Source organism: Curtobacterium sp. MCSS17_005, assembly GCF_003234225.2.
In the GTDB taxonomy this organism is placed as follows: Bacteria; Actinomycetota; Actinomycetes; order Actinomycetales; family Microbacteriaceae; genus Curtobacterium; species Curtobacterium flaccumfaciens.
In genome coordinates, this window is record NZ_CP126258.1 from 1853518 (window position 1) to 1870811 (window position 17294).

The following is a 17294-nucleotide window of genomic DNA, read 5'->3' on the forward strand; positions in this document are numbered from 1 at the left end:
TGGGTCCTAGTGCTGCCCGGAACGGTAGGACTCGTACGACGCGGGGGACTGCGGCGCGGGACCTGGGCGGCGAGGGAGGCCACGACCCCACGAACGTGGCACGACGAGAGAGGTGATCGCATGGCTGCCCGGAGCACGACGATCGATCCCACGAAGGACACCGAGCCCGAGGGCGCTGTGGCAGAGGACGCCACGGACACCGAGGGCACCGCAGCGCCGAAGAAGCGCGCCACGAAGGCCCCCGCCAAGAAGGCGCCCGCCAAGAAGGCGGCGCCCAAGGCGAAGAAGACCGACGCCGTCGACGAGGCGATCGCCTCCGACGAGCCCGTCGAGGAGCCGACCGACGAGGCCGACGACACCGACGACAAGACGGCCAAGCCGGACGCCGCTGCCGCGGTCGCCGCCGGTGCGCTCGTCATCTCGCAGACCGACGACGACGAGGCGCCGGTCTACTCGACGACCATCACGGGTGCCACCGCCGACCCGGTGAAGGACTACCTGAAGCAGATCGGCAAGGTCGCCCTGCTCAACGCCGAGCAGGAGGTCGAGCTCGCGATGCGCATCGAGGCCGGCCTGTTCGCCGAGGACAAGCTGCAGCACGCGACGGGGCTCTCGAAGCCCGCCGAGCGTGAACTGCGCTGGGTCGCCCGTGACGGTCAGCGTGCGAAGTCGCACCTGCTCGGTGCGAACCTCCGCCTGGTCGTCTCGCTCGCGAAGCGCTACACCGGTCGTGGCATGCAGTTCCTGGACCTCATCCAGGAGGGCAACCTGGGCCTGATCCGTGCGGTCGAGAAGTTCGACTACACCAAGGGCTTCAAGTTCTCGACCTACGCGACGTGGTGGATCCGTCAGGCCATCACCCGTGCCATGGCCGACCAGGCCCGCACCATCCGCATCCCGGTGCACATGGTCGAGGTCATCAACAAGCTCGCCCGCGTCCAGCGGCAGATGCTGCAGGACCTCGGTCGCGAACCCACTCCGGAAGAGCTCGCCCGCGAGCTCGACATGACCCCGGAGAAGGTCGTCGAGGTCCAGAAGTACGGCCGCGAGCCGATCTCGCTGCACACGCCCCTGGGCGAGGACGGCGACTCGGAGTTCGGTGACCTCATCGAGGACACCGAGGCGGTCGTGCCGGCCGACGCGGTGGGCTTCACGATGCTGCAGAAGCAGCTCGAGAGCCTGCTCGACTCCCTGTCCGAGCGGGAGGCGGGCGTCATCCGCATGCGCTTCGGCCTCGGTGACGGCCAGCCGAAGACGCTCGACCAGATCGGTGACACGTTCGGCGTGACGCGTGAGCGCATCCGTCAGATCGAGTCCAAGACGATGGCGAAGCTCCGCCACCCGTCGCGGTCGCAGTCGCTGCGCGACTACCTCGAGTAAGCCGGCATGCGCTTCTTCATCCCGATCCTGATCGGGCGGATCCTCCGTGCCCTCGCCCGTGCGCGGGGCGGCGGGTCCGCCTACCCCGGGTACATCGTCCTGAAGCTCGTGCCGGACTTCCTGCAGCACGTGACGAAGCAGTTCCCGAACGGCGTCGTCTTCGTGCTCGGGTCGAACGGCAAGTCGACGACGACGCACATGATCTCCGACATCGTGCGGGCCCACGGGCTGCGGGTCTTCACGAACCCGTCCGGCGCGAACCTGCCGCAGGGCATCGCGTCGGCCCTGCTGTCCGAGGTCTCGCTGACCGGTCGCCTGAAGGCGGACATCGGCATCCTCGAGGTCGACGAGGCCTTCGCGGTCGAGCTCGCCGGGATCCTGTCGCCCTCGACGGTGACGATGCTCAACGTGCAGGTCGACCAGCTGTACCGGTTCTTCGAGACCGAGCGCGTGGCGACGATGATGCTCGACACCGCCGCACTGTCGACGGCGAACGTCATCACGAACCACGACGACCAGTTCCTCGACGGCTACACGGGCACCCCCGGGCAGCGCGTCCTGCGGTTCGGTGCGAGCGACGAGGTCATCGCCGCGGCGCCGAACGGTCTGCAGAACGCCGACTCGTTCGACGCCGGCGACCGTGCCCAGCACACCGCCGACGCCGAGGTCGTGGCCCACACTGGCGACGGCGCGACGATCCGCTTCGACGGCGCCGAGATCCCGGTCCGCCTGCCCGCCCGCGGCCTGCACTACGCGGTCGACGCCGCTGCTGCCACCGCGACGGCGAGTGCGGCCCTCGGTGCGCAGTTCCGCGCCGATGCCGTGACCGAGGCCTTCGGCACGATGAAGCCCGCGTACGGCCGTGGCGAGCGACTCCCCATCGCGGGTGAGTCCGCCGAGTTCACGATGTTCAAGAACGCCGCGAGCCTGCAGCTCAACCTCGACGCCCTGCCGGACCAGCCCGAGCAGGTCCTCATGGCGATCGACGAGGGCACGCCCGACATCTCCTGGATCTACGACATCGACTTCTCGAAGCTCGACCACGTGGACGTCGTCTCCGGTGACAAGGCGTGGCAGATCGCGATCGCGCTCGAGCACGCCGGTGTCCGCATCGGCCGGGTCGAGCCCGACGTCGAAGCGGCCATCAAGCACATGGAGCAGCTCGGCTCGACGACCCGTGGGACGAAGAACTTCATCGTCAACTACGAGATCATGATGATCGCCCGCAAGGCCCTCGGCCACCCGGACATGGAGAAGACCGCATGACGGCCGATCGGCTGACGATCCTGCACGTCTACCCCCGGCAGATGGGCGTCTCGGGCGACCGTGGGAACGTCGCGGCGCTGGTCCGCCGTGCGGCCGCGGCGGACATCGAGACCCGGGTCCTCGAGTACGCGCCCGGTGACGACCTGCCGACCACGGCGGACGTCGTCGTCATCGGCAACGGTCCGCTCAGCGCGATGCGTTCCCTGGGCGATGACGTCACACGCATCGGGGGAGCACTCCGTGCGTTCGCGACCGACGGTGTGCCGGTGCTCGCCGTCGGCGGTGGGTTCGACCTCGCGACGAACGAGGTCGTGCTGACCGAGGGTGCGCCGGTCGCTGGCTTCGGCGTGTTCGACGCCCGTGCCGTCCGCGGTGCTGAGCGCCGCGTGAACTACTTCGTCCTCGAGACCCGGTACCCGCTGCTCCCCGGAGTACCGAAGCGTCTCGCCGGCTTCGAGGACCACGCAACCCGCATCGAGCTCGCAGCCGGGGTCACCCCCTTCGCCGACGTCGTCTCCGGCGGCGGCAACCAGGCCGGCTCCCCGGTCGAGGGCGCGATCGTCGGGAACTCCTTCGGGACGCACACCCAGGGTCCGGTCCTGCCGCTCAATCCGCAGCTGACCGACGGTGTCCTCGCCGCAGCGACCGCGCGGCTCGGCCGTGAGTACGCACCGGACGCCGAGCGCACGGCGACCATCGACCGCTACGCACGTGAAGCGCGAGCGACGGTCGACCGCTACGTCGACAAGGCGTTCAAGCGCATCGCCTGACGGCGGCTTGCTCCGGACGTGGAACGCGTTCACGCGAAGACGGGAGGCGCGGTGCCAGCTGGCACCGCGCCTCCCGTCTTCGTGTCGGTCGCGACTACTTCGACTCGTAGAGTCGGCTGCTCTCGTCGTGCCACTCGATGGCGGTCGCCGCGAGCTTGTCCTTGAACTCGGCGCCGTGGTGGGCGCAGAAGTAGAGCTCGCCGCTCGCCATGGTGGCTCGGATGTAGGCCTGCGCCCCGCAGCTGTCGCAACGGTCGGCGGCGGTCAGCTGGTGGTTGCTGACTTCGTCGATGGAGGGGTCCTGCACGGTCTGGGTCATTGCTGTGCTCCTCACGGATCGCAGGTGGTGCCGGGTGGTTGCACCATTTCAACACGTGATGCCTGAGAGCGACGCATTGTCGGGCCCTGTTTCGCTCAGCGCGGATCGCTTGGCCCCAGTGCGAGTGTCCACACGGTGCTGTCGGTGCCGCTCGGTAAACTCCGACGGTGAGCTCCGACTACTCCGCACGTCATCTCTCCGTCCTCGAAGGGCTCGAGGCGGTCCGGAAGCGGCCGGGCATGTACATCGGCTCGACGGACTCCCGGGGCCTCATGCACTGCCTGTGGGAGATCATCGACAACTCGGTCGACGAAGCCCTCGCGGGACACGGTGACGAGATCGGCGTCGTGCTCCATGCCGACGGCTCGGTCGAGGTCCGGGACACCGCCCGGGGCATCCCCGTCGACGTCGAACCGAAGACCGGCCTGACCGGGGTCGAGGTCGTGTTCACCAAGTTGCACGCCGGCGGCAAGTTCGGCTCGGGGTCGTACGCGGCCTCGGGTGGCCTGCACGGCGTCGGCGCCTCGGTCGTGAACGCGCTGTCGGAGCGCCTCGACGTCGAGGTCGACCGGGGCGGCAAGACCTACGCCATGTCGTTCCACCGCGGTGAGCCGGGCATCTTCGACGACAGCAAGGGCATCGGCCCGGACGCTCCGTTCGCGCCCTTCACCTCGGGCAGTGAGCTCCGTGTGGTGGGCAAGGTCAAGAAGGGTGTCACCGGGTCCCGGATCCGCTACTGGGCGGACCGCCAGATCTTCACCGCCGACGCCCGGTTCAGCACCGACGACCTGGTCACCCGTGCACGGCAGACCGCGTTCCTCGTGCCCGGGCTCGGCATCACCATCACCGACGAGCGCGCGGCGTCGATCGACGCCGCTGCCGCCCGGGCCGAGGCGACGGGGACCACCGTGGCCGCCGGGCCGGTGGTCGAGCGCTTCCGGTACGAGGGCGGGATCGGTGAGTTCGTCGAGCACCTCGCCGTCGACAGCCCCCTCACCGACGTCTGGCGCGTGCAGGGGACCGGCACCTTCACCGAGACCGTGCCGATGCTCGACGACAAGGGCCACATGGTCTCCACCTCGGTCGAGCGCGAGTGCGAGGTCGACCTGGCGCTCCGCTGGGGCAGTGGCTACGAGACCGTGTTCCGCAGCTTCGTCAACATCATCGCGACGCCCAAGGGCGGCACCCACCAGGCCGGGTTCGAGTCGGGCGTCGTCAAGGCCGTCCGCGCCCAGGTCGAGGCGAACGCCCGCAAGCTCAAGGTCGGGCAGGACAAGCTCGACAAGGACGACGTCCTCGCCGGCATGACCGCCGTGCTGACGGTGCGGTTGCCCGAGCCGCAGTTCGAGGGGCAGACGAAGGAGATCCTCGGCACCCCGGCGGTCCGGAAGATCGTCGACCAGGTCGTGTCGAAGCGCATCACCGAGATCCTCACCTCGACGCAGCGCACCGAGAAGGCACAGTCGGCCGCCCTGCTCGAGAAGGTCGTGTCCGAGATGAAGACCCGCATCTCGGCGCGGGCACACAAGGAGACGCAGCGCCGCAAGAACGCGCTCGAGAACTCCTCGCTGCCGACGAAGCTCGCCGACTGCCGCTCGCAGGAGACCGAGGGCACCGAGCTCTTCATCGTCGAAGGTGACTCGGCCCTGGGCACCGCGAAGCTCGCCCGCAACAGCGAGTACCAGGCGTTGCTGCCGATCCGCGGCAAGATCCTCAACGTGCAGAAGGCGTCCGTGTCGGACATGCTCTCGAACGTCGAGTGCGCGTCGATCATCCAGGTCATCGGCGCCGGTTCGGGCCGCACGTTCGACATCGACCAGGCCCGGTACGGCAAGATCATCATCATGTCGGACGCCGACGTCGACGGCGCCCACATCCGCACGCTGCTGCTGACGCTGTTCTTCCGGTACATGCGGCCGATGATCGAGCAGGGCCGGGTCTTCGCCGCGGTGCCGCCGCTGCACCGGGTCGTCGTGGTGAACCGCGGCAAGCCGAACGACACGCTGTACACGTACTCCGAACAGGAGCTGCAGACGGTGCTGAAGAAGCTCGAGAAGACGGGCAAGAAGTACCAGGAGCCGATCCAGCGGTACAAGGGCCTCGGCGAGATGGACGCGGACCAGCTGGCGGAGACCACGATGGACCGCGCGCACCGCACCCTGCGCCGGGTGAACGTGACCCATGCCGAGGGTGCTGCGAAGGTGTTCGAGCTGCTCATGGGCAACGACGTCGCGCCGCGCAAGGAGTTCATCCTGGCCGGCGAGGGCCTGGACCGCGACCGCATCGACGCGTAGCGCGCGGGCGGTCCGGCCGCAGAGAGGCGGTCGGCGCGTGCTCACGCGTTGAGCGACAGTTCACGCGGCCGCGCACCCGTGATGTGTCGCTCAGCGCGAAACGGTGCCGCGAAAGCGGCGCCGCGAAAGCTTTCGCGACGGCGGACGGGAGGCCCGTGGCGGGGCCGCCCCGCGCCTCCAGGCCGCTGCGGTCTGCGTTCTCACGCGCTGGGCGACACCTCACGGGGCCCGCAGGGCGTGAGGTGTCGCCAGGCGCGAAACGTGGCGGACGCCAGCGCGCGCCTACGCCTCGCCGACGGTGCCGTCGAGCGTCGCGGCGCTGCCGCCGATCGAGCCGATGACCGCCTCGAGCGGGGCACCCGAGCCGTCACGCTTCGACAGCCAGTCGGGCAGGGTCCGCGCGGCGCCGTCCGTGCCGACGGCGTGCGGCGGCGCGATGCCCGCCCAGCCCACGGTCAGCCCGTCCTCGCCCTTCAGGAACGCGTGCGCCCGGACACCCTGGGTGGCGCGGCCCTTCGCCGGGAACTCCGACAGCGCCGAGACCTTGGCGCGACCGGCGTCGGTGCCGGGCAGGGCTGTCGAGGTGGTGGACACCGTGGCGACCACGGCGTCGTCGGAGCGTGCGACCGAGCCGAACCAGATCACCGAGGCGCCGTCGGCGAGTGCCATGCCGGCCACACCACCGGCGGGCAGCCCCTGCGCCCGGACCACGGACGCCGGGAACCGCAGCAGCTGCGCGTTCGAGCTGATGAACACCAGGTCGTCGGACTCGGGCGCCTGCGCAGCGCCGACCACCTGGTCGCCGGGCTTCAGGCCGATGGCGACGAACTCGGGCTTGTCCGGCCAGGCACCGGGGACGACGCGCTTGACCACGCCGTGTGCGGTGCCGATCGCCAGCGAGTCCGAGGACGCGCCGGACAGGTCGACGATCGCCACGACCGTCTCGCCCTTGGTGAGCGCCAGGAAGTCGGTGACCCGGACGCCGGCGTCGAGCCGGACCGCGGCGGGCGGCACGGCGGGGACGTCGACGGGGGAGAGCCGGAGGACCCGTCCGGTCGAGGTGATCGCGCCGATCTGCCCCCGCACCGTGCTCACCACGGCGGAGCGGACGGCGTCGTGCTTCGAGCGCTTCGGCACGCGGACGATGCCGAGCTCCGACGTCGGGATGTCGACGCGGATGAGCCGTCCGGTGGTCGAGAGCAGCACGCGGCAGGGGGAGTCGGCGATCTGCAGGGACTCCGGGTCGACCGCGGCCTTCCGACCGCCCTTCACCGGGGCGTCGGCCTCGGTGAGCAGCGTGCGGCGCGGGGTCGCGAACCTGTCGGACACCTCGGTCAGCTCGAGGGCGACCTGCGCGCGGAGCCGTTCGTCGGACGCCAGGAGTTCTTCGAGGGCGGCGATGTCGGCGAGCAGCTGGTCGCGCTCCGCCTCGAGCTCCATCCGCGAGAACTTCGTCAGGCGGCGCAGGCGCAGCTCGAGGATGTACTCGGCCTGCACCTCGGACAGGTCGAAGACGTCGCGCAGGCGGTTGCGCGCAGCCTCGGAGTCGTCGGAGGTGCGGATGACCTGGATGACCTCGTCGATGTCGAGGATCGCGATGAGCAGGCCCTCGACCAGGTGCAGCCGTTCCTTGCGTCGTGCCAGCCGGTACTGCGACCGGCGGGTGACGACGTGGAGCCGGTGCTGCACGTAGACGTCGAGCAGCTCACGGAGCCCGAGGGTGCGCGGCGACCCGCCGACCAGGGCGACGTTGTTGATGCCGAAGCCGTCCTCGAGCGGGGTGTGCTTGTAGAGCTGCTCGAGCACGGCGGTGGGGTTGAAGCCGCTCTTGATGCCGATGACGAGCCGGAGCCCGTGGTTGCGGTCGGTCAGGTCGTTGACGTCCGAGATGCCGACGAGCTTCTTGGACTGGACGCCGTCCTTGATCTTCTCGATGACGCGTTCGGGGCCGACCAGGTACGGCAGCTCGGTGACGACGAGCCCGACCTTGCGCGGGGTGAGGTTCTCGACGCTCACCTTGGCGCGGGTGCGGAACGAACCACGGCCGGTCGCGTAGGCGTCGCGGACCCCGGAGAGCCCGACGATCGTGCCGCCGGACGGCAGGTCGGGGCCGGGCACGAACTCCATGAGCTCTTCGAGGCTGGCCTGCGGGTTCATGAGCAGGTGCTTCGCGGCCTCGACCACTTCGCCCAGGTTGTGCGGCGCCATGTTCGTCGCCATGCCGACCGCGATGCCGGAGGCACCGTTGACGAGCAGGTTCGGGAACGCCGCCGGCAGCACGCCCGGCTGCATGATCTGGTTGTCGTAGTTCGGGACGAAGTCGACGACGTCCTCGCCCAGGCCCTCGGTCATCGCCATCGACGGTTCGGCGAGCCGCGCCTCGGTGTACCGGGCGGCAGCGGGGCCGTCGTCGAGGGAGCCGAAGTTGCCGTGACCGTCGACGAGCGGCACGCGCATCGTGAACGGCTGGGCCATGCGGACCAGCGCGTCGTAGATCGCGCCGTCGCCGTGGGGGTGCAGCTTGCCCATCACCTCGCCGGTGACGCGGGCGCTCTTGACGTGTCCGCGGTCGGGCCGCAGCCCCATCTCGGCCATCTGGTACAGGATGCGACGCTGCACCGGCTTCAGGCCGTCGCGGGCGTCGGGCAGCGCCCGCGAGTAGATGACGGAGTACGCGTACTCGAGGAAGGAGCCCTGCATCTCCTCGGAGACGTCGACGTCCTCGATGCGCTCACCGTCGGGCAGGCCGACTACGTCCGTGCGTGCCATGGCACCTTTCTGGAGAACCGGAGTCGTCTGGGAGACTCGTGGGATGGGAACAAGCGTACCGACGGCCCCCGACGCCGTCGCGAACCTCGCCGACGTCTTCCCGAGTTGCCTCGTGGCGCTCGGCGCTGCGGACGACGCGTGGTTGCGGAACGACGGCCTGGAGGCCCGGATCACCCTCCGCCCCGCCCGCTCGGCGATCGTCGTGCTGGTCGACGGCCTCGGTTCCGCCGCGCTGGCGGCGCGCGCCGGGCACGCCCGCTGGTTGACCGGTGCGAAGGGCACCGGCACCGCGAAGAAGCTGCGGAGCGGGTTCCCGACGACGACGGCGGCGGCGCTGAGCACCCTGACCACCGGCCGCTCGCCCGGCACCCACGGCGTCGTCGGGTACAGCGGCTGGAACCCGGACACCGGTGCCGTGATGAACCTGCTCGGCGGCTGGGACACCGAGGTGCCCGCCGACTGGTTCCTGACGCAGACCCTGTTCACCCGGGCCGCGGAGCTCGGGCTCGACCCCGTCGTCGTCGGGCCGGACCGGTACCGCTCGTCCGGGATGACCGCGAACGTGCTCGGCGGCGCCCGGTACGTGTCGGCGGACACCATCCCGCAGCGTGTCGACGCCGCACTGGCCGAGACCGCCACCGGCCGCTCGCTCGTCTACCTGTACGTGCCGGAGCTCGACTCGATCGGGCACAAGTACGGCTGGCAGTCCGACCGGTGGACGGCCGCCCTCGAGCTGCTCGACGGGGAACTCGCCCGCCTCGATGCCCGGGCCGCCGACGACGTGGGGGTCCTGGTGACGGCGGACCACGGGGTGCTCGACGTGCCGGACCACGCGAACATCGCCATCGACCCGCTGCTGCTCACCGACGTCGTCGGCGTCGCGGGTGACCCGCGCTGCCGCCAGCTCACCGTCGCACCCGGTACCGACGTCCGCGCCCTGGTCGGCGCGTTCCGGGCCCGCTACGGCAAGAAGGCCTCCGTCGCCAGCCGTGCCGAGGCGATCGAGGCCGGGTGGTTCGGGCAGGTGTCCGACCAGGTGGTGCCGCGCATCGGCGACGTGCTCGTCGTGGCACGCGGCTCGTGGGCGTTCAACGACGACCGTGCCCTGCGCGAGGACGAGACGCCGAAGCGCATGATCGGCCAGCACGGGGCGATGACCGACGAGGAGACGATCGTGCCGCTCCGGCTCGCCGGCGCGTTCGCCCACTAGGGGCGTCAGCGCCGACGGTCGGTGAGCGTGCCGATCAGGCGGGGTCGTCGTCCGGGCGGGTGCCGAAGACGATCTCGTCCCAGCTCGGCATCGAGCGGCGGTTGCGCTTCTTGCGTTCGCCACGGCTCTCGGGCTCCGGCGCCGAGGCCGGACGGGTGTCGGCCGACTGCGGTGCGGTGTCGTGCGCGCCGCCGTCCTCGAAGCCCTGCAGCGGGATGTCGACGACGCTGATGGACGTGCCGCGGGCGGACTCGTCGCGCTGTTCGCCGAAGGACGCTGCTTCGCGCTCACCGCGGCGGCGGCGGAGCGCCTCGAGCAGGTCGGCGGTCTCGTTGCCGGGAGCACGCTCTTCCACAGCGGCCTGGCCGATGCGGGGCAGCGGTGCACGGAGCGGGGCGTGCTGGGACGGCTCGGGCTCGGCGGCCGGCTGTTCCGGCTCGTCGACGCGGAACGCACCGGAGTCGAAGCGGGTGCCGTCGTCGTCCTGCTGCTCGAACTCGACAGCACGCAGGCGCGGGGCGATGCCCTCGTCGTCGGTGTGCGACAGCCGGTGCGCGTCGCCGTTGTCCGGCGCCAGGGTCGAGGTCTTGGGGTCGAAGTGCCACTGGGCGTCGTGCTCGACCTCGCCAGCGGTGTAGCGGACGCGGACCTGCCAGCCGTTCTCCGGGTGCTTCCAGGAGCCCCAGGTGATCGCGGTGGCCTCGCCGGCCTCGAGCTTCGCGGTGATCGCGGGGCCGAAGGTGTCGGGGGCCTCGTCGTCGACCGGGGTGACCGGCACGCGGTGCGAGGCATCGAGGATGAAGGCGCGCTCGGCGAGGACCGGGCCCTCGAAGCGGCGGACGTACTCGACGTCGACGTCGAGCGCGGCGGCCACGTCGGCGGCGTCGGCGCCACCACGGATGCGCGCCTGGACGTCCTTCGGGGAGACCCGCTTCTGCGGACCGGCGTCGGGGTTCGCCTGGCGCACCTGGCCTGCCAGCGACGACGTGACGGGCAACCGGAACTCGGTGCCGCCGTCGGTCGCCAGGAGGAGTGCGCCGGACTCGACTCCGATGACTCTCACGTCTTGCATGGTTCCGCCTTCCCAGCGTCGCGTACGGTCCTGCTGTCGTACCCCGTGAGTATGCAGGGACGACGCGCGGTTTCCGGGGAGGCGCACGGGCGTGCCGCGGACATCCGCACGGCCGGTCCCGGGCAGACGGCGCTCCGGCAACGGGTGTCGGGAATGTCCGGTTCCGGTCGTGGGTTGCACAGCCAGCACGACCCGCCGCAGCACTCGGTTTGCGCTCTGGCGGGGCGTGGTGCAAACTGTCGCCGCCGATCACCCGGCGACGACCTCTCGATACGAGAAATGGATGGGCATGGCCACCGATTACGACGCCCCCCGGAAGACCGACGACAACTCTGACTCAGAGTCGATCGAGGCCCTCAAGGAGCGCGTTCCCGACAAGATGTCGGGGGTCGTCGACGATGATTCCGACAACCCCGGCAGCTTCGAACTCGCCGGGCAGGACCTCAGCGACGTCGACCTCGACGTCGTGGTGCTGCCCCCGCAGGTCGACGAGTTCACCTGCGTCGAGTGCTTCCTCGTGAAGCACCGCTCCCAGCTCGACCACGAGTCGAAGCTCGGACCGGTCTGCGCGGAGTGCGCTTCGCTCTAGCGAGCACAGACGCTTCGCTCTCGACGCAACGATCAGCGAAGGCCCCGCATCCTCCAGGGATGCGGGGCCTTCGTCGTCTGCTGCGGGGCGGGGCCGAGCCGCGCCTCCAGGCCGTGGGCCGTGGGCCGTGGTCCGTCAGGACCGCAGCGCCTCGACGACCTTGCCCGGGTGCCGGACACTGACCAGCCAGTAGGGCGTCGGGTCCGCGTCGTCGCGCACCTCGACCTTGACGACCCCGCGGACGTAGCCTCGGAAGAGGGTCCAGGCGCGGGCGTCGAGTGCCGGCCCACGCTGCTCGGTGGCCGCCGCGCCCTCGAACGCCTCGGTCGTGCCGACGAGCGTGCGGGGGAGGTGTGCCTTGCCCGCGCGGAACTCGGTGTCGGTGACCTCGATGGTGGGTGCGAGTGCCCACAGGAGGACCAGGACCCCGAGCTCCATCCCGATCGCCACGAGGACGCCGGCCAGGACGCTGATGGGGAGGAAGACGAGCAGGGTGGCGGGGATGACGAGCGCCGTCGCCAGGTAGAGGGCGGGCGGGGCCCAGAGTCGTTCGCGGTACAGGGTCACGGGTCCATTCGATCACGAGCGAGCGAGGTCACGGAACGGTCACGGCTGCACTACCCTCGTCACGTGACCGAACCAGTCGACGTCCTCTGGACCGGGGAGCACGCTCCCGGCCACGCCCACCCCGGCGACGCGGGTGCCGATCTCGCCTCCACCGAGGCCTTCGTGCTGCAGCCGGGGGAACGACACCTGGCCGCCACGGGGCTGCGCATCGCGCTGCCCGAGGGCTACGCCGCGTTCGTGGTCCCGCGGAGCGGCCTGGCGGCGAAGCACGGCATCACGATCGTGAACAGCCCTGGCACCGTCGACTCCGGCTACCGCGGGGAGATCAAGGTCGCCCTGCTCAACACCGACCAGACGGAGCCGTACGAGGTGCACGTCGGCGACCGCATCGCACAGTTGATCGTGATGCCCGTGCCGCAGGTGACCTACACCCGGGTCGACGACCTGCCGGACAGCGTCCGCGGACAGGGCGGGTTCGGCTCGTCGGGCTACGGTGACCGGAGCGACGCCGTGACCGGTGCCGCCGCAGACGCTCAGGAAGGAACGCGCGCATGAAGTTCGGCCGACGCAAGCGGGACGAGGTCGAGGTGGCGGACGCCGTCGCCGACGACATCGAGGTCGCGGACACGTCCCCCGAGGTCGACATCGCGACGGATGCCGACGCGGACCTCGACGAGGTCGACGCGGTCGCCCCGACGGACAAGTCCGCTCCGGAGGACCGGGCCGAGAACGGCCCCCACGACGAGACCGAGGCGAACCTGGTCCGCCCCTACGTCGACCTGGGCGGGGTGAAGGTGCTCCCGCGCGAGGGCCTGCACCTGCGCCTCGAGGTCGAGGAGGGCTCGCAGCGCGTCGTCGCGGTCGGGCTCGACTACGACGAGTCCACGCTGCAGGTCCAGCCGTTCGCGGCACCCCGGTCCACCGGCCTGTGGCACGAGATCCGCGCCCAGATCGCCGAGCAGATCGAGCGCCAGGGCGGTGTCGTGACCGAGGTCGACGGCCCGTTCGGCCCCGAGCTCCGCGCGTCCGTCCCGGTCGCCGTGGACGGCGACGGCGGCACCGCCGGCTCCCGCCCGGCCCGCTTCGTCGGCGTCGACGGCCCGCGCTGGTTCCTGCGCGGTGTGATCGCCGGCAAGGCCGCCGAGCAGCCCGACGACGCGAGCGAGATCGAGGAGCTGTTCCGCAGCGTCGTCGTCGTGCGCGGCACGACGCCGATGCCGCCGCGCGACCTCATCCCGCTGCACATGCCCAAGTCGACGCAGACCGCGATCTGACCGACTGACGACCAACCCCGCCTGGAGGCACGGTGCCGGACCACGACGACACCCCACGACCCGAGACGGCTGGCTCCGACCCCGCTGCACCGGCACCTGAGTCATCGGTGGCGCCGTCGTTCTCCGCGCAGTTCCGCGACGCCGTGCAGAACGCCGGCATCGCTCGCGTGGCACCCGGTGAGGCGCCGTCCGGCCGGGCGCTCCTCGGCGCGGTCGGCGGGGTGCGCGGCCTCGCCGAGTCGGTGCTGCCCGGGTTCGCGTTCCTGGTCGTCTACGCGATCACGAAGGAGCTCGTGCCGAGCGTCGTGATCCCGGTGGCGGTCGGCCTGGTGTTCGTGGTGCTCCGGCTGCTGCAGCGGCAGTCGGTGACGATGTCGTTCGCGGGCATCCTCGGCGTCGCGGTCTCGGCCGGCCTCGCGCTCATCACCGGCCGCGCGGAGAGCAACTTCATCCCCGGGATCGTCATCAACGCGGTCTGGCTCGTCGGGCTGCTGATCACGCTGGCGATCCGCTGGCCGCTCATCGGACTCGTCGTCGGGTTCCTGCTGCCGGCGAACGAGGACGGCTCGCACGTCGACTGGCGCGCCGACCCGGTGAAGCGCCGCGTCCTGACGGTCGCCACCTGGATCTGGGTCGGCCTGTTCGCGGTCCGGCTCGCGGTGGAGGTCCCGCTGTACCTGACGGCGCAGGTCGAACTGCTCGCCGGGCTGAAGCTCATCCTCGGGGTGCCACTGTACGCGGCGGTGCTCTGGGTGACCTGGCTGCTGGTCCGCACCGTGTTCGTCCGACGCGACGACGTCGCCCCGGTGTAGAGTTCTCTCGACATCAAGATAGTTCTCGCAGGGCGCGCACGCGTCCTCGGGATTAGGTTTGCCTTGCTGGTGGGACGGTCCACGGCCCGCGAGGATGAGGGCAAACCGATCAGTAGGGAGGCGGCACGGTGGCTGCAGTCAATAGCTTCGGCTCGAAGGACACACTGTCGGTTGGGGGTGTCGACTACGCGATCCACCGGATCGACTCGGTTCCCGGGCACGAGAAGTTGCCCTACAGCCTGAAGGTGCTGCTCGAGAACCTCCTCCGCACCGAGGACGGCAAGAACGTCACCGAGGGACAGATCCGGGCGCTCGGCTCCTGGCGGCCCGACGCGGAACCCGACACCGAGATCCAGTTCTCGCCGGCGCGCGTCGTCATGCAGGACTTCACGGGTGTGCCGTGCATCGTCGACCTCGCCACCATGCGTGAGGCCATGGCGGACATCGGCGGCGACCCGAACAAGATCAACCCGCTGTCCCCGGCCGAGATGGTCATCGACCACTCCGTCATCGCCGACCTGTTCGGCAGCACGGACGCCCTGCAGCGCAACACGGACCTCGAGTACGAGCGGAACGGTGAGCGCTACCAGTTCCTCCGCTGGGGCCAGACCGCGTTCGAGGACTTCAAGGTCGTCCCGCCGGGCACCGGCATCGTCCACCAGGTCAACATCGAGTACCTGGCGAAGGTCACCTACACGCGCGACTTCGACGGCGAGACCTACGCGTACCCGGACACCCTGGTCGGTACCGACTCGCACACCACGATGGTGAACGGCCTCGGCGTGCTCGGCTGGGGCGTCGGCGGCATCGAGGCCGAGGCCGCGATGCTCGGCCAGCCCGTGTCGATGCTCATCCCGAAGGTCGTCGGCTTCAAGCTCTCCGGTGAGATCCCGGCCGGCGTGACCGCGACCGACGTGGTGCTCACCATCACGCAGGAGCTCCGCAAGCACGGCGTCGTCGGCAAGTTCGTCGAGTTCTACGGCGAGGGCGTCGGCGCCGTCCCGCTCGCCAACCGCGCCACCATCGGCAACATGTCGCCCGAGTTCGGTTCGACGGCAGCGATCTTCCCGGTCGACGACGTCACGCTGGACTACCTGCGGCTGACCGGTCGCGACGAGGCGCAGATCGCCCTGGTCGAGGCGTACTCCAAGGCCCAGGGCCTGTGGCACGACGCCTCGGTCGAGCCGAACTACTCCGAGTACATGGAGCTCGACCTCTCCACGGTCGTGCCCTCCATCTCGGGCCCGAAGCGTCCGCAGGACCGCATCGAGCTCACGAACGCGAAGAGCCAGTTCGAGCTCGACCTGAACAACTACACGACGCCGTCCGAGCAGACCGACCTCGACGACGCGGTCGAGGAGACGTTCCCGGCCTCCGACCCGATCGCCGCCGGTTCGACGAACGAGGACACGGCACTGCACGAGCACGTGCACGTGTCGAGCGCACCGTCGACCGCCTCGGCGCCGACGAAGGTCGCGATGGACGGGGCCGACCCGTTCACGATCGACCACGGTGCCGTCGCGATCGCCGCCATCACATCGTGCACGAACACGTCGAACCCGTCGGTGATGATGGCCGCCGGCATCCTCGCCCGGAACGCCGCGAAGAAGGGCCTCACCGCGAAGCCCTGGGTGAAGACCACCCTCGCGCCCGGCTCCAAGGTGGTCACCGACTACTACGAGAAGGCCGGTCTCACCACCTACCTCGAGCAGCTCGGCTTCTACACGGTCGGCTACGGCTGCACCACCTGCATCGGCAACTCGGGCCCGCTGCCCGAGGAGATCTCGCAGGCCGTGCAGGACAACGACCTCGCCGTCACCGCGGTGCTCTCGGGCAACCGCAACTTCGAGGGCCGGATCAACCCCGACGTCAAGATGAACTACCTGGCGTCCCCGCCGCTGGTCATCGCCTACGCCCTCGCCGGGTCGATGCACTTCGACTTCGACAAGGACGCCCTCGGCACCGACCAGGACGGCAACGACGTCTACCTCACCGACATCTGGCCCGACGCGGCCGAGGTGCAGCAGGTCATCGACGAGTCGATCGACACCGAGATGTTCACCCACGAGTACGGCTCCGTGTTCGAGGGCGACGACCGCTGGAAGAACCTGCCGACCCCGACCGGTGACACCTTCGAGTGGGACCAGGAGTCGACCTACGTCCGGAGGCCCCCGTACTTCGAGGGCATGACGATGCAGCCTGACGCGGTGTCGGACATCTCCGGCGCCCGGGTGCTCGCGAAGCTCGGCGACTCGGTCACGACCGACCACATCTCGCCGGCCGGTTCGATCAAGGCAGACAGCCCCGCCGGCCAGTACCTCGCTGAGCACGGCGTCGACCGCAAGGACTTCAACTCCTACGGCTCGCGTCGCGGCAACCACGAGGTCATGATCCGCGGCACGTTCGCGAACATCCGTCTGCGCAACCAGCTGCTCGACGGCGTGGAGGGCGGCTACACCCGTGACTTCACGACGCCGGACGGTGCGCAGTCGTTCATCTACGACGCCTCGCAGCACTACCAGGAGCAGGGCATCCCGCTCGTCATCTTCGGCGGCAAGGAGTACGGCTCCGGCTCGTCCCGTGACTGGGCGGCCAAGGGCACGAACCTGCTCGGTGTCCGTGCGGTCATCACCGAGAGCTTCGAGCGGATCCACCGCTCCAACCTCATCGGCATGGGCGTCGTCCCGCTGCAGTTCCCGGCGGGCGAGACGGTCGAGTCCCTCGGGCTCGACGGCACCGAGGTCGTCTCGATCTCCGGGCTGACCGAGCTCAACGAGGGCCGCACCCCGAAGACGGTGCACGTCACCGCGACGCCGAGCGAGCACTCGCCGGCCGGCAAGCAGCCGATCGAGTTCGACGCGGTGGTCCGCATCGACACCCCCGGCGAGGCCGACTACTACCGCAACGGCGGCATCCTGCAGTACGTGCTCCGCTCGCTCGTCTGAGCGACGTGCGCGCGGGTCGCTGACGCG

At 70.2% G+C, this 17294-nt stretch carries 14 protein-coding genes; 10 read left to right on the forward strand and 4 right to left on the reverse strand.

The annotated features are described in order from the left end of the window. Positions 1-120: 120 nt before the first annotated feature. The 3 genes from DEJ20_RS08935 to DEJ20_RS08945 are packed head-to-tail and all read left to right on the forward strand — an operon-like array spanning position 121 to position 3416. Positions 121-1380: an RNA polymerase sigma factor gene (locus DEJ20_RS08935; protein ID WP_027465462.1), complete on the forward strand. Its 1260-nt coding sequence runs from the start codon at positions 121-123 to the stop codon at positions 1378-1380. A gap of 6 nt (positions 1381-1386) precedes the next feature. Then, entirely contained in the window at positions 1387-2646 is a 1260-nt protein-coding gene (locus DEJ20_RS08940) for a MurT ligase domain-containing protein (RefSeq protein ID WP_111235925.1), read from the forward strand. Beyond that, positions 2643-3416 (forward strand): type 1 glutamine amidotransferase, encoded by a 774-nt coding sequence (locus DEJ20_RS08945; protein ID WP_111235924.1) that lies wholly within the window; start codon positions 2643-2645, stop codon positions 3414-3416. Before DEJ20_RS08940 ends, DEJ20_RS08945 begins: the two co-directional genes overlap by 4 nt. Before the next feature lie 94 nt (positions 3417-3510). Here the strand turns inward: DEJ20_RS08945 and DEJ20_RS08950 are convergent, their stop codons facing one another. Further along, complete coding sequence (locus tag DEJ20_RS08950; RefSeq protein ID WP_111235923.1) at positions 3511-3735, reverse strand: DUF7455 domain-containing protein; 225 nt, start codon at positions 3733-3735, stop codon at positions 3511-3513. A gap of 167 nt (positions 3736-3902) precedes the next feature. Between DEJ20_RS08950 and DEJ20_RS08955 the strand changes: the two genes are divergently transcribed. After that, a complete protein-coding gene (locus tag DEJ20_RS08955; protein WP_071244557.1) occupies positions 3903-6029 on the forward strand; it encodes a DNA gyrase/topoisomerase IV subunit B in 2127 nt (708 codons plus the stop codon). Positions 6030-6311: 282 nt separating this feature from the next. On the opposite strand, the gene DEJ20_RS08960 is transcribed toward DEJ20_RS08955, so the two are convergent. Further along, positions 6312-8798: a DNA gyrase/topoisomerase IV subunit A gene (locus tag DEJ20_RS08960; RefSeq protein ID WP_111235958.1), complete on the reverse strand. Its 2487-nt coding sequence runs from the start codon at positions 8796-8798 to the stop codon at positions 6312-6314. Between the two features lie 43 nt (positions 8799-8841). Between DEJ20_RS08960 and DEJ20_RS08965 the strand changes: the two genes are divergently transcribed. Next, positions 8842-10008: an alkaline phosphatase family protein gene (locus tag DEJ20_RS08965; protein ID WP_181431592.1), complete on the forward strand. Its 1167-nt coding sequence runs from the start codon at positions 8842-8844 to the stop codon at positions 10006-10008. A gap of 34 nt (positions 10009-10042) precedes the next feature. Here the strand turns inward: DEJ20_RS08965 and sepH are convergent, their stop codons facing one another. Then, positions 10043-11071: a septation protein SepH gene (sepH, locus tag DEJ20_RS08970; RefSeq protein ID WP_181431591.1), complete on the reverse strand. Its 1029-nt coding sequence runs from the start codon at positions 11069-11071 to the stop codon at positions 10043-10045. A gap of 298 nt (positions 11072-11369) precedes the next feature. Here sepH and DEJ20_RS08975 point away from each other — a divergent pair, with 298 nt between their 5' ends. Beyond that, positions 11370-11669 carry a DUF4193 domain-containing protein gene (locus tag DEJ20_RS08975; RefSeq protein WP_017886098.1) on the forward strand — a complete coding sequence of 100 codons (300 nt, stop codon included), beginning with the start codon at positions 11370-11372 and terminating at the stop codon, positions 11667-11669. A gap of 135 nt (positions 11670-11804) precedes the next feature. Here DEJ20_RS08975 and DEJ20_RS08980 read toward each other — a convergent pair whose 3' ends face one another. Beyond that, complete coding sequence (locus tag DEJ20_RS08980) at positions 11805-12236, reverse strand: DUF3093 domain-containing protein (protein WP_110859581.1); 432 nt, start codon at positions 12234-12236, stop codon at positions 11805-11807. A gap of 63 nt (positions 12237-12299) precedes the next feature. On the opposite strand from DEJ20_RS08980, the gene dut reads away from it, so the two are divergent. From dut to acnA, 4 genes are all read left to right on the forward strand, one after another. Then, positions 12300-12791: a dUTP diphosphatase gene (gene dut, locus DEJ20_RS08985; RefSeq protein ID WP_111235921.1), complete on the forward strand. Its 492-nt coding sequence runs from the start codon at positions 12300-12302 to the stop codon at positions 12789-12791. Further along, complete coding sequence (locus tag DEJ20_RS08990) at positions 12788-13510, forward strand: DUF3710 domain-containing protein (protein WP_027465470.1); 723 nt, start codon at positions 12788-12790, stop codon at positions 13508-13510. The genes dut and DEJ20_RS08990 overlap by 4 nt, the downstream gene beginning before the upstream one ends. A gap of 32 nt (positions 13511-13542) precedes the next feature. Continuing rightward, complete coding sequence (locus DEJ20_RS08995) at positions 13543-14322, forward strand: DUF3159 domain-containing protein (protein WP_111235920.1); 780 nt, start codon at positions 13543-13545, stop codon at positions 14320-14322. A gap of 128 nt (positions 14323-14450) precedes the next feature. After that, a complete protein-coding gene (gene acnA, locus DEJ20_RS09000; RefSeq protein WP_111235919.1) occupies positions 14451-17267 on the forward strand; it encodes an aconitate hydratase AcnA in 2817 nt (938 codons plus the stop codon). Positions 17268-17294: the final 27 nt, after the last annotated feature.

Bases quoted from the DNA above. Each gene is read 5' to 3' on its own strand.
- DEJ20_RS08935 (WP_027465462.1), top strand. From the start codon at position 121: ATGGCTGCCCGGAGCACGACGATCGATCCCACGAAGGACACCGAGCCC.
- DEJ20_RS08940 (WP_111235925.1), top strand. From the start codon at position 1,387: ATGCGCTTCTTCATCCCGATCCTGATCGGGCGGATCCTCCGTGCCCTC.
- DEJ20_RS08945 (WP_111235924.1), top strand. From the start codon at position 2,643: ATGACGGCCGATCGGCTGACGATCCTGCACGTCTACCCCCGGCAGATG.
- DEJ20_RS08950 (WP_111235923.1), bottom strand. From the start codon at position 3,735: ATGACCCAGACCGTGCAGGACCCCTCCATCGACGAAGTCAGCAACCAC.
- DEJ20_RS08960 (WP_111235958.1), bottom strand. From the start codon at position 8,798: ATGGCACGCACGGACGTAGTCGGCCTGCCCGACGGTGAGCGCATCGAG.
- DEJ20_RS08965 (WP_181431592.1), top strand. From the start codon at position 8,842: ATGGGAACAAGCGTACCGACGGCCCCCGACGCCGTCGCGAACCTCGCC.
- DEJ20_RS08975 (WP_017886098.1), top strand. From the start codon at position 11,370: ATGGCCACCGATTACGACGCCCCCCGGAAGACCGACGACAACTCTGAC.
- DEJ20_RS08990 (WP_027465470.1), top strand. From the start codon at position 12,788: ATGAAGTTCGGCCGACGCAAGCGGGACGAGGTCGAGGTGGCGGACGCC.